Here is a 12,129-nt window from a genome sequence, read left to right on the forward strand (position 1 = left end):
GAGACATGGCTGGACGTACGCTTTCGGCGCGCCCCAAACCCACCCCGCCGCCGACTCCCGAAGTCGAGGAAACGGCACCGCCGGTAACTGCCGCTCCCGCTGGGAAGGGTGGCCAGAACCTGCAGGACCAGTTCCTGAACTTGCTGCGCAAGAACAAGACGCCTGTCACGATGTTCCTGGTCAAGGGCGTCAAGCTGCAGGGCATCGTCACCTGGTTCGACAACTTTTCGATCCTTCTGCGCCGGGATGGTCAGTCGCAGCTCGTCTACAAGCACGCAATCTCCACCATCATGCCCTCCACTCCGGTCGATGCCGGCCAGTTCGGCAGCGGTCCGGAGAACGCGAAGAAACAGCGCGTTCTGCAGGATGTCTTCCTCTCCAGCATTCGCAATGCCGGCGTGCAGGTGACGATGTTCCTCATCAACGGCGTGATGCTGCAGGGCCGCGTCGCCGCCTACGACCTCTTCTGCATGCTGCTGGAGCGTGAGGGGTACGTACAACTGGCCTACAAGCATGCCGTCTCGACCATCCAGCCGGTAACCCCGGTGGATCTCCAGGCGCATGAAGAGGCTGAAGACTGAGAGAAGCTGAACCGATTTGAACGATGAACTCAAAGGTGAGGTCACGCGCGGCGCGCGTGCCCTCGTTGTATATCCTCAGATGCGGGGCCGCGGCGATCTTGATCCCGAGGCCCGGCTGGAGGAGGCAAGAGGCCTCGCGCTTGCAATCGGTCTGGTTGTGGCCGAGGCGATGGCGATCGTCATACGTGAACCCCGCGCGGGCACGCTTTTCGGCGAAGGCCAGATCCAGAACATTGCCACCGCCTGCGAACTCAACGAGGCGGAACTGGTCATCGTTGACGGTTCGCTCAGCGCCATCCAGCAGCGCAATCTCGAAGAAAAGCTGAAGCGCAAGGTCATCGACCGCACCGGTCTTATCCTCGAAATCTTCGGCGAGCGGGCAGCGACCGCCGAAGGCCGCCTCCAGGTGGAACTGGCGCACCTCGATTATCAGGCCGGACGGCTGGTCCGCAGCTGGACTCACCTGGAACGCCAACGCGGCGGCTTCGGCTTCCTCGGTGGCCCGGGTGAAACACAGATCGAGGCGGATCGACGCATGATCCGCGATCGTATGGCGAAAATCCGTCGGGAGCTTGAGCAGGTTCGCCGCACCCGTGGGCTCCACCGCGACCGCAGGGAAAAGGCGCCTTGGCCGGTGATCGCGCTCGTGGGCTACACCAATGCTGGCAAGTCGACGCTGTTCAACCGCCTCACCGGTGCCGGCGTCATGGCCGAGAACCTGCTTTTCGCAACGCTCGACCCGACCATGCGCGCCATTCGGCTGCCGGGTTTGGAAAAGGCCATTTTGTCGGACACGGTGGGCTTCATCTCCGATCTTCCGACACAGTTGGTGGCTGCCTTTCGCGCTACCCTTGAAGAGGTTACGGCGGCGGACGTGATCGTCCACGTGCGTGACATAGCGAACCCCGACACCGAGGCGCAGAAGCGGCAGGTGCTGGAGGTGCTGTCGGACCTTGGCGTTCTCGGTCTGTCGGACAAGGATTCAGCTGGAGAGAAGGGGGATGCCGGAGAGGCGGCCACGGAGCCGTCGATCCCTATCATTGAAGTCTGGAACAAGTGGGACCTTCTCGGCCCGGCACAGGCCGAAGCTCTTCGCGAGGCGCGGGAGCATCGTGAAGGCGAGACGATCGTGCCGCTTTCCGCGCTGACCGGGGAAGGGTGCGATGTCCTGCTCGAGACCGCAGGGCGCAAGCTGACGCAGGACGCCCGCGTCTACAGCTTTGTCCTTCCCGCTTCCGATGGACAGCGCATCGCCTTCCTTCACGCGCGTGGCGAAGTCGTGTCGGAGGAGGAGGCCGGAGAAGGTGACGGCGGGCCGCAGATCCGGCTCCAGGTCCGGATGTCCGAACGGGAGTTCGGGCGCTTCAAAGCCCTGTGAAGATCACTCGTCGCGCTTGACAGCCTGCCAATAGCTCTCCTGCTTGTCGAGCGGGAGAGTTGCGAAGTCCTCGTCTGACGACCTGGCGAGTTCTTCCATCGCGCGGAAACGCCGTTCGAACTTGGCGTTTGCCGCGCGAAGGGCGTCTTCGGGGGCAAGCCCGTTCAGACGGACAAGGTTGACCGCTGCAAACAGGAGGTCACCGGCTTCCTCCAGCCGTTCGGCGTCAGGAGCGTCCGCCAGTTCGGCCATTTCCTCGTGAACCTTGGCCGCTGCACCTTGGGCATCGGGCCAGTCGAAGCCGACCCGCGCGGCGCGCTTTTGCAGCTTTTCAGCCCGCAGAAGCGCCGGCAGCGCCAGCGCCACGCCGTCCATCGCGCTGGTCTCACCCTTGGCCTCGCGTTCCTTTGCCTTGAGGTTTTCCCAGCGCTCGGTCTGAGTCGAACTGGAGGTGTCATCGCCGAAGATGTGGGGGTGGCGAGCTTCGAGTTTCGCTGCGATTGCCGCCGCGACATCGGCAAACGAAAAGTGACCGAGTTCTTCGGCCATGCGCGAATGAAACACGACCTGAAGAAGAAGATCTCCCAGTTCCTCGCGCAGAGACGACATGTCATTGACGGCAACAGCCTCCGCCACCTCGTAGGCTTCCTCGATCGTGTATGGAACGATCGAAGCGAAGGTCTGCTTCGTGTCCCAGTCGCATCCGGTCTGCGGATCGCGCAGCCGGGCCATGATGGAGAGAAGACGGTCGATTTCCTGATGCTTCATTTCGAACCCACCGAAGAACGATAATCATGATTATGTAAAATCAAGGGTGGGGTGACGAGGCTTACGGCCGACTAAGGCCCAGCATCTGCACGACCACAAGCATTGTGACGATGATCGCAGCCCAAACCGCCGCCAGCTTCAGTACGCGGCTGCGATCAAGGCTGCGAATCTCGGAATTGCGCAGCACCAGAAACAGCCATCCCAGAAGCGTGATGATCGAGACGATCATGGCGGCCTGTGTCATGGCGTAACCACCAGTCCGTCATACCCGACGATGACGTTGTCCGGCACGGCTGCGGACAGCGTCGCGTAGTCCATGCTCTTGTCCAGATGCGTCAGCACGGTTGTACCGGCACGGCAGACGTCCGCCAGCTCGAGTGACATGGCAAGGTGCGCGTGCGTGGGATGCGGTTCGCGGCGCAAGCAGTCCACGACCAACACGTCGCAACCGTAGAACAGGTCCACCATGCCTTTGGTGATCTCGTTGAAATCCGTCGCATAAGCGACTGATTTCCCGTCGGCGTCGAAGAGGAAGCCGGTGGAATCCATGCCGCCGTGAGGCATCTGCACGTGCCCGACGCGGAACCCTTCGCACAGACGCAGAGTGTCGAGGTTCTCGAGCGAGACAAGCGTGGGGTAGCCGTATTGTCCGGCAAAGACGTAGCCGAAACGCTGCCTCAGGCGCCGCACGGTTTCTGCGTGGGCATAGCCGGGTATCGGGCCTGCACGGCCATACCGTAACGGGCGCAGGTCGTCGATGCCGTGGCAGTGGTCCGCATGATCATGCGTCCAGAAGACAGCGTCGAGGCGGTGTATGTCGTTGGCAAGAAGCTGCGAACGCAGATCGGTAGGGGTGTCGACCAGGATGCGCGCACCTGCATCGCTCTCCAGCACGATGGCCACTCGCGTCCGCCGGTTGCGCGGCTCGGCGGGGTCGCACAGTCCCCAGTCCGCGCAACCGCCCTCGCCCCCAAGCCGCGGTACTCCGGTCGATGTGCCACTGCCCAGGATGGTGACCTTCATGCAAGCGCCGCCTGGTACTTCGCCATGGTGAACAGACTGAAGAAGTTGCGCGTGGTGGTCTCGCCCAGGCTTTCGAGGCTCACCTGCCGCAGATCGGCAACGAAACGCGCCGTGTCGGCGGTGAACGCAGGCTCGCATTTCCTTCCCCGATGCGGGACGGGGGCAAGGAAGGGCGAATCCGTTTCGACCAGCAGCCGATCTTCGGGGATGGTCTTCACAACCTCTTGCAAGTCCTTGGCATTTTTGAAAGTCACGATGCCCGATATGCTGATGGTAAGCCCAAGCTCCAGCACCTTTCGGCCGAACTCGGCGCTCGCGGTGAAGCAGTGGATGAGGGCCGGGAAAGCCCCCTTCCCCAGTTCCTCCTCGAGAATGCGGGCAGTGTCTTCTTCCGCATCCCGTGTATGAATGATAATCGGCAGCCCGGTCCTGCGGGCCACGGCGATGTGCGTGCGGAACAGGGCCTGTTGCACTTCGCGATCCGATTTGTCGTAGTAGTAGTCGAGGCCGGTTTCGCCGATCCCGATGACGCGCGGATGCGCAGCGGCTTCGAGGAGAGCCCCCTCGCCCAAGTCGGCATGATGATCGGCTTCATGGGGATGAATGCCTACCGATGCCCAGACGTCAGGCTCTCTGCTGGCGGTGGCGACCACGCGATCCCACTCCGCCTGCCGCGTCGAGATATTGAGGAAGCCCTTGATACCGGCCTCGCGCGCACGCGCCAGAACAGCCGGCTGATCCTCCACAAGGCCTTCGTATTCGAGGTGGCAGTGGGAGTCGATGAACATCAGGCTGCGGCCTCGACGGGAAGCTCAAGGCGCGGGAAGACACCCTGTGGCTTGTCGACGCGGAAGCCGGCCTCAACGAGAGCGCTGAACCATTCCTCATCAACGAGCGCCGCATAGTTGCGGTTCTCTGCATCCTGACCCATCTGGTCGAGCAGCGCATCGATCGCGGAAGGAACGACGGGGCGAACGGCGATGGCAAGATCGCGGACGACCTGGAAGAGTGTCATGAGCACGGCTTCCATCCGGGCCGGGTCGCTCTTGCGCAGCGCCCAGGGTGCCTGATCGTCAACGTACTGGTTGCAGGCGAATACACCCCGCATCCAGGCCTCCAGGCCGGCGCTGAAATCGAGGGCATCAAACGCCCTGCGAAGACCGGCAATGGCTTCCGCAACGGCGGCACGCAGTGTGCGGTCAGCCTCGGACACTTCCGAGGGTACCTTGAGTTCGCCATCCATGTTCTTGAAGATCATGGAAAGGCTGCGCTGGGCAAGATTGCCAAAGCTGTTCGCCAGTTCCGCATTCGCGCGTGTCACGATCGCTTCCGTCGACCAGGAGCCGTCCTGGCCGAAAGCCACTTCGCGAAGGAAGAAGTAGCGAAGCGTGTCCACGCCGAAGGTTTCCGCCAGCGCGATAGGATCGGTGACATTGCCGAGCGATTTTGATTCCTTCTGGCCTCGGTTCAGCAGAAAGCCGTGACCAAACACCTGCTTTGGCACGGGAAGATCGGCGCTCATCAGGAAGGCTGGCCAGTAGACCGTGTGAAACCGGACGATGTCCTTGCCGATCAGGTGCAGGCTGGCTGGCCAGTACCGCGCAAAGTCGCCGCCCTCATCGGGAAAACCAAGACCGGTGATGTAGTTCGTAAGCGCATCCACCCAGACATACATCACGTGGTTGTCACTGCCGGGAACCTTGATGCCCCAGTCGAAGCTTGTGCGCGAAACGGACAAGTCGCGCAGTCCACCTTCCACGAAGCGCTGGATCTCGTTGCGGCGGCTCTCGGGCCGGATGAACTCACCCGAGGCATAGAGATCGAGCAGCCTGTCCTGGTAACGGGAAAGGCGGAAGAACCACGATTCCTCGACCGTCCATTCAACCGGAGTGCCTTGGGGCGATAGCTTCGCGCCGTCTTCGCCGACCTGAAGTTCGCTTTCGTCGTAGTAGGCCTCGTCACGCACGGAGTACCATCCTTCGTACCGGTCGAGGTACAGGTCCCCGTTCGCCTCCATGCGCCGCCAGAGTTCCTGCGTCGCGGCGTGATGGCGCGGCTCGGTCGTCCGGATAAAGACGTCATAGCTGATGTTCAGAGCATCGCACATGCTTTTGAAGTAGGACGACATCTCGTCAGCCAGGGCGGCCGGAGTCACGTCCAGATCACGGGCCTTCTGCGCCATCTTCAGGCCATGTTCGTCCGTCCCGGTCTGAAACCGGACGTCGAACCCTTCCGCCTTCTTGAAACGGGCGATCACATCGGCGGCGATTGCTTCGTAAGCGTGGCCGATGTGCGGCCGGCCGTTGGGATAGCTGATGGCGGTGGTGATGTAGTAGGGCTCGCCCATGCGGCGTCGCGCTTTCCTGACTGGTGTTGCAGATCGGTTTTCAGGCGCGTCATTCACCTGGTGATACCACGAAAAAACACGCTAACGTGCGGCTTCTCTAGGCATTGCCACCGATGCCAGCAACCCGCCAATTTCCATTATAAGCAAGCCGGCATCGAAATTGTAGGTGGGCGCCTGCGTCCCAAGCTTGGTCAGCACGCCATGCGCTTCGATGATGCGGAGTTGCCGGGCCCGGGGGGCTTCGCGCAGTTCCTGTACCAGAACAGCGCGTGCCAGCTCCAGCGCGGCAAGCTGCCGGTCCCGCGCTGGACGTGCACCCATCTCGTCGGCAAGCCCTCCACGCAGGACGAAGTCCGCATCGCCGTTGCGCAGGATGCGCATCATGAGGCTGTGCATGGCCCCGAGGTCGTGCTCGACGATGTCGAGCGCCACGCCGGGTGCTCCCTGTGCAGCGGCGATGGCCGCCGCACGGGACGCCGCGTCCGCTTCGGGCGCTTCGCGCTGGATCATCGCTTCGATCTGGTCCGGCGCGAGGGCGGAGAACCGGAGAACACGGCACCGCGAGCGGATCGTGGGCAGCAAGCGTCCGGGCTGGTGCGTGACGAGGAGGAAGTACGTGCCCGCCGGAGGTTCCTCCAGCGCTTTCAGCAACGCGTTCACGGCGCCTTTTTCCATGTCATCGGCAGGGTCGATGACGATGGCGCGCCGGGCCCCCATCGTGGGTTTGGTCGCGAGGCGGCGGATCATCTCGCGAACCTGATCGACGGTGATGTTCCGCTTCGTCTGGTACGCCTTGCCTTCCGCCTTCTTCTTCGCTTCGTCATCGTTGGCAGGAAGATGCTGGAGGATGTGTATGTCGGGATGGAGCTCAGAGTGGACGGGCTTCTCATCGTTGCGGACCAGTTCGGCCGCCGCTGCACGTGCGAAGGCGCGCTTGCCCAGCCCCTTGGCTCCGGCAAGCAGCCAGGCATGGTGCATCCGCTCAGACCGGATGGCGGACAGCCACTCTTGCCACGCGGCCTCCTGACCTATGAAAGATGTCCCTTCGTTCACGGCAATATCGGAGTGAGCGCCGCGAATATGAGGGCATGCGTCGTCTGCGGATCGCCATCCCCCTCGATGCGGGCGAACCGCTCCGGCTCGGATTGCGAGATCGTCCGAAACGCGCCCGCAACCCGCGCGTGATAGGCCGCGTCCCTCCCGCCGATGCGATCGGTCCTGCCCTCGTCCCGCGCTGCGAGCCGGCGCATGGCGACATTGGGCGACACTTCGATCAGCACGGTCATGTCGGGAACAAGCCCTTCACTGCCGATCGCGTGAAGCATCCCGATGTCCGCATCGGAAAGCCCGCCGCCGCCGCCCTGATAAGCGCGGCTTGAGTCCAGATAGCGATCGCAGATGACCCAGGCGCCGCGGGCAAGGGCTGGACGAATGAGACGGTGAACGTGATCGGAACGCGCAGCGGCGAACAGAAGCGCTTCGGCGCGCGGGTTCCAGCCATCGCCACCGTCGCCTTCCACGCCTTCGAGCAGGAGCGAGCGGATCGCTTCCGCTCCGGGCGTGCCGCCGGGTTCGCGGGTGCTCACCACCTCCACCCCGCGCTGGCGCAGGGCGTCCGCGAGCAGGCGCGCCTGGGTGGACTTGCCTGCCCCTTCGCCGCCTTCGAGAGCAATGAAACGGCCCGGCATCATGAGATCAGGTTGGCGAGGCCGTTGAGCAGCCTGTCCAGCCAGCCCGCCTTGTTAACGTCGCGGCCGGCAAAAAGCGGGACGCGTCCCGGCTCCAGGCCCTCGACCTGGATCTCGAGTTCACCGACCTGCTGTCCTTTGCGAACGGGAGCCTCGATCGGACCCTTGTAATGGACTGAAAGTGTGATCCGAGGCTTCACGCCGTGAGGGATGGTTGCGTGAACCTGGCGATTGGCAACCAGCGGCAGTGTGCGGCGGTCACCGCCCTGCACCCGGGCTTGGGCGACGGTCTGGCCCTGGTCGAACAGGGGGCGTGTGTCCCAGGCGGCGAAGCCCCACTCGAGCAAGGCGCGGGCGGCATCGTCCCGCACCCTTGGCAGCGGCGCGCCGGCCAGAACCATGACAAGCCGACGCCCACCGCGTTCGGCCGTGCCCAGGAAGTTGTAGCCGGCTTCACGGGTGTAACCGGTCTTTATGCCGTCCGCGCCGGGGACGACGCCAACTGTGGGATCGTGGCTGCGCATGTGAACGTCACGCCAGACCCAGCGCTTATGCCCGGAGAACTCCCGATACAGGTCAGGGTAGCGGGTGATCATCGCGTCGGCCAGCTTCACCAGGTCACTTGCCGTGACATAGGTGTGGCCCTCGTCCATCCAGCCATTTGGCGTGTTGAAGTGGCTGCGCGTCATGCCAAGGCGGCGGGCCGCATCGTTCATCTTCGCGGTCCACGCCGCGACGCTGCCGGCGTAGCCCTCCCCCAGAACGACGGAGGCGTCGTTTGCGGAAGCGGTCATGATCCCATGCAGGAGATCGCGCGTGGTCGGCCAATCCTTCGTAGTCAGGTACATGTTCGTACCTTTTGCGAACCATTCCCGCTCCGTCTCCGGGCTTTCGTTGAACTTGCGGTCTAGGCTGAGGCGCCCCGCACCGATTTCCTCAAAAGCTACATAGGCCGTCATCACTTTCGTGACGGAGGCCGGGAGAAAGGGCGTGTCCGGATGGCGCTTCTGCAGCACCTGCCCGGAGCCGAGATCCACGAGCAGGATAACGGGAATGGGCGCGAGTTGTGCGGGCGGAACCGGCATAGCTGCGGCAGAGGCGCTGACGGGGGTGGCAAGGACAAGCGCCAGTGTCAGGACATTGGAAAGTGACTTCAAGACCTGTATTCTCCCGCGCCGTCCGACGCCTGACTCTGCGCGGGAGACTGGTAGAAATCAGTCCGCGCAGGAGGATTCGCGCATCCCTATAGCCCGCGCCCCGACACTGCTCCAGCGTCGGGGCAGCTTTTGCACGGTTGGCGTTCGGCACGAGCGCTGGCGGCACGAATTGCCAGGTGGTGATACGCTGCAACTGGGGTTACGTGCTGCAGACCGGCATGCTTCCGGCAGGAGCGTACCGTTTACCGGGCGATTTCGTCCGCAAGCAAGCCCACGGACATGGCGTAGTAGTTCGAGCAGTTGTACTGGAGGATGACGCGGTAATTGCCGCTCAGCAGATAAGCGGGCGTGCCAGGGCCGTCTGGCTGAAAGAAGGATACCAGCACATCGTTGCCGATGGCTCCTTGAGGCGCAACGCCCAGCGCTCGCCATTGCGCGACGGTCTTCCACTGGGAGTGGCGCGCATGGACGGCCTTGCAGCTTGGTGAAGACAGCTTCGTGGCGTAAGCAGCGGTGTTGAAGTCAGCAGGTACGCTGACCCGGACGCCCCACGGCTGGCCCTGACGCCATCCCGCGTCCCGGAAGTAATTGGCGATCGATGCCAGTGTATCCGCGGAACTGTTGAAGATGTCGGCCCTTCCGTCGCCATCGCCGTCGACAGCAAGCCTCAGGTAAACGGTCGGCAGGAACTGCGGATAGCCGAAGGCACCGGCCCAACTCCCCTTGAGCTGCGAACGGGGAACGCCGCGATCGACCATCTTCATCAGGGCGATGAGTTCACCTTCGAACAGCTCCCGGCGGCGCCCCTCCCACGCCAGAGTCGCGAGCGACCGCGCGAGATCGAAATCGCCCGTGTAGCTGCCGTAGTTCGTTTCATGCCCCCAGATCGCGAAAAGCACCGAGGCCGGCACCCCATAGCGGCGCTCGATCCCCGGCAGGATGGAAGCGAGCGAAGCGTAGCGCGCCTTGCCTCGAGAGATGATCGAGCTTCCCACGTGCTGCGCAATGTAAGGCGCCAGCGGCGGCGGAGCGCCACGGCTGCCTGGTTGCGAACTGTCGAGGGCGATCACTCTTTCGTTCGGTGTGAGGCCGGACAACACCGATGCGATCGCGCTTTCGCTCACCCCCTGCACCCGTGCCCGTGAAGCTACCTGCTGCAGGTAATCGGGGAAACTGGTGGACTGAGCACAGGCGGGAACCGCCGGCAGCGCAAGAGCAACAACAAGAAGGGCTTTGCGCAGAGATCGCGGAAACATGGCAAAAGTCATCGCGACGCAACTTCGCACAAAGCCTTGCGGTTGCAAATGGTGAAGGACATGCGTCGGGGGACATCCACCGCATGCTGCATGGTCTTCATCGACACTCCGCCCCTCGCGACAGGGCAAAAACCGGCCCTTTGTGCCGAGCAGCCAACATACCTCCTGACGCCATGTGAGGATTGATCGTCGGCTTCGCCACGTGCCGGACGGTCCGTCCATACGGTTGAACGGAACCATGATGTACGTGATCGGGAACAGTGCTTTAAAACAAAGATTTACTATCGCAGATACGCGGCAACATAATATTTCGTAAAAGCACTAGACCAAAGAACAAATATGGCGCAGTCTACCCCGGCCACCGAGTCCTGCGCTTGATATACAAAGCCCGCTCGTACAGGTGGCGTCCGCCCAAAGTGTTTTCGCCTTTCATAGCGACCTACTTGGGACATTGTGCCATGAAAAGAATAGAAATTACCGCCTGGGTGGCGGTGGCAACAATACTGCCCTACGGATCGACAGTCTCCGCCCACGCCGAAACAATTGTCACGGCCTCTCCGCCAACTTTGGCAAGCTGGTCCGATCGCGTTTTCAAGGATATCGACCGGGAGATCAGGTATCCCGAGCCTTTCGGTCCCCAGCGGCCAAGTAGCGGCGTGGTGGCCGTCAAGTTCAACTGCAGTGAATCCGGAGCGCCGGCTGGCGTCGCGCTCCTCAAATCGTCAGGACACCGTGATCTGGACCGGGAAACTTTGAGAGCGGTCAACAAGATTGCCACGCTTCACCCCCTCCCGCCCGGACTGAAGCATGACCAGTTGTATGTCGTCAGAGTACTGTACGCCAATTCCCACGGCGAGGCAGAGCGTCAACTTGCGAAGATGAGAGAAGAAGCCGCTCAAAGCAACGCGTGGTACAATCAAGGAGAACAGCTAGCCGGCGTTCTGGAGCTTGTCCCTTCAGGGGGGTAGTCCAGCAGACCAAGTCGTCCTTACACCACCTGCGCCCCGTTCTTCGGCTTCAACCCGATCCCCCGAAGGACGGGGCTTTTTTGCCGCATCATAAAAGGCCTACCGTCGCATGACACGCGTACAGCGGCTGCCTTGATTCCGGCAGCGCATACCCACCTGCCCCCCTGTCCTCTCGGTGAGATTTGGAAGATATCGACGCAATTGCTTCGAGCAGTGGCGGACAGACCTTGTATGCTCCGCAAAAACAGCTAGGGCACTCAACCATCAGACAGACCGAAGAGTACCCGGCCTATCTGTCTCCCGAAGCGCCAGCCCCGAAGGGAAGGCACAGAAGGCGACGCGCACCAAGCGGTTCCATCTTGATGGCGAACCGACGAAAGTGCAGGATCGGCAGGACTAGACGGTATGCGGACAGGTGGCCGAGTGGTTTAAGGCAGCGGTCTTGAAAACCGCCGTGGGTGCAAGCTCACCGTGGGTTCGAATCCCACCCTGTCCGCCAGCCTCTTCCCGGCAAACACGTCCCTGCGTTCTTTATATTCAGGGGCGACAAGCGCTCGATTTCGCCGCGCAGGCGATTGCCATACCATCGTATCGTCTGGGCGTGCCCGAACGATGCATTCTGCGATTGGCTTTCCTCGCACAGCGCCCTATGAGCGGCGGCGAATGTTCGCGTGTGCGGACGTTCATGATCGCGCTGGTGTCCGAGAGGACTTAAAACGGGAACGCGGTGCGGATGGTTCACGCCATCCCAATCCGAGGCTGTCCCTGCAACTGTGAGCGGTGAGCGAAGTGCACATTGTCGGCCGTGCCATCGGCAGACAGGTCACTGGATCGAACGCATGAAGATGCGAGATCCGGGAAGGCCGTGCATCAAGCGATGACCCGCAAGCCAGGAGACCTGCCAGCGCACCGGTCGCTCTTGCCTTGATCCAGGGGATGGTCACGGCACGGTCAATCTCCGTC

At 62.4% G+C, this 12,129-nt stretch carries 12 protein-coding genes, 1 tRNA gene and 1 riboswitch; of the genes, 4 read left to right on the plus strand and 9 right to left on the minus strand.

Annotated features, from left to right (window positions below; translation table 11 throughout):
- The first annotated feature begins 5 nt into the window (after nt 1-5).
- Both hfq and hflX read left to right on the plus strand, forming a co-directional pair.
- Nucleotides 6-581, plus strand: coding sequence for an RNA chaperone Hfq (gene hfq, locus QOL62_RS04225; RefSeq protein ID WP_283405303.1), 576 nt, complete (start codon nt 6-8; stop codon nt 579-581).
- A gap of 16 nt (nt 582-597) precedes the next feature.
- The gene (gene hflX, locus QOL62_RS04230) at nt 598-1,959 is read left to right on the plus strand and encodes a GTPase HflX (protein ID WP_283405304.1); all 1,362 of its coding nucleotides are present in this window, start codon (nt 598-600) and stop codon (nt 1,957-1,959) included.
- Between the two features lie 3 nt (nt 1,960-1,962).
- Here hflX and mazG read toward each other — a convergent pair whose 3' ends face one another.
- The 9 genes from mazG to QOL62_RS04275 all read right to left on the minus strand — a co-directional run bounded on the left by mazG (nt 1,963) and on the right by QOL62_RS04275 (nt 10,210).
- Nucleotides 1,963-2,727 (minus strand): nucleoside triphosphate pyrophosphohydrolase, encoded by a 765-nt coding sequence (gene mazG, locus QOL62_RS04235; protein WP_103729707.1) that lies wholly within the window; start codon nt 2,725-2,727, stop codon nt 1,963-1,965.
- 61 nt (nt 2,728-2,788) lie between these two features.
- A complete protein-coding gene (locus tag QOL62_RS04240) occupies nt 2,789-2,971 on the minus strand; it encodes a hypothetical protein (RefSeq protein ID WP_283405305.1) in 183 nt (60 codons plus the stop codon).
- Nucleotides 2,968-3,750 carry an MBL fold metallo-hydrolase gene (locus QOL62_RS04245; protein WP_283405306.1) on the minus strand — a complete coding sequence of 261 codons (783 nt, stop codon included), beginning with the start codon at nt 3,748-3,750 and terminating at the stop codon, nt 2,968-2,970. Before QOL62_RS04245 ends, QOL62_RS04240 begins: the two co-directional genes overlap by 4 nt.
- On the minus strand, nt 3,747-4,538 hold the full coding sequence (locus QOL62_RS04250; protein WP_283405307.1) for a TatD family hydrolase: 792 nt from the start codon (nt 4,536-4,538) through the stop codon (nt 3,747-3,749). Before QOL62_RS04250 ends, QOL62_RS04245 begins: the two co-directional genes overlap by 4 nt.
- A complete protein-coding gene (gene metG / locus QOL62_RS04255) occupies nt 4,538-6,097 on the minus strand; it encodes a methionine--tRNA ligase (RefSeq protein WP_103729711.1) in 1,560 nt (519 codons plus the stop codon). Before metG ends, QOL62_RS04250 begins: the two co-directional genes overlap by 1 nt.
- A gap of 81 nt (nt 6,098-6,178) precedes the next feature.
- Nucleotides 6,179-7,150 (minus strand): AAA family ATPase, encoded by a 972-nt coding sequence (locus tag QOL62_RS04260; RefSeq protein WP_283405308.1) that lies wholly within the window; start codon nt 7,148-7,150, stop codon nt 6,179-6,181.
- On the minus strand, nt 7,147-7,788 hold the full coding sequence (tmk, locus tag QOL62_RS04265) for a dTMP kinase (RefSeq protein WP_283405309.1): 642 nt from the start codon (nt 7,786-7,788) through the stop codon (nt 7,147-7,149). Before tmk ends, QOL62_RS04260 begins: the two co-directional genes overlap by 4 nt.
- Entirely contained in the window at nt 7,785-8,942 is a 1,158-nt protein-coding gene (locus tag QOL62_RS04270; protein WP_283405310.1) for a D-alanyl-D-alanine carboxypeptidase family protein, read from the minus strand. Before QOL62_RS04270 ends, tmk begins: the two co-directional genes overlap by 4 nt.
- A gap of 242 nt (nt 8,943-9,184) precedes the next feature.
- Nucleotides 9,185-10,210: a lytic murein transglycosylase gene (locus QOL62_RS04275; protein ID WP_283405311.1), complete on the minus strand. Its 1,026-nt coding sequence runs from the start codon at nt 10,208-10,210 to the stop codon at nt 9,185-9,187.
- 446 nt (nt 10,211-10,656) lie between these two features.
- Here QOL62_RS04275 and QOL62_RS04280 point away from each other — a divergent pair, with 446 nt between their 5' ends.
- Both QOL62_RS04280 and QOL62_RS04285 read left to right on the plus strand, forming a co-directional pair.
- A complete protein-coding gene (locus QOL62_RS04280) occupies nt 10,657-11,166 on the plus strand; it encodes an energy transducer TonB family protein (RefSeq protein WP_283405312.1) in 510 nt (169 codons plus the stop codon).
- A gap of 409 nt (nt 11,167-11,575) precedes the next feature.
- Nucleotides 11,576-11,665: transfer RNA gene (locus QOL62_RS04285), tRNA-Ser, on the plus strand.
- 179 nt (nt 11,666-11,844) lie between these two features.
- Nucleotides 11,845-12,086, plus strand: a riboswitch (cobalamin riboswitch).
- Nucleotides 12,087-12,129 lie beyond the last annotated feature (43 nt).

It is taken from the genome of Novosphingobium panipatense, assembly GCF_900182875.1.
Lineage (GTDB): Bacteria > Pseudomonadota > Alphaproteobacteria > Sphingomonadales > Sphingomonadaceae > Novosphingobium > Novosphingobium panipatense.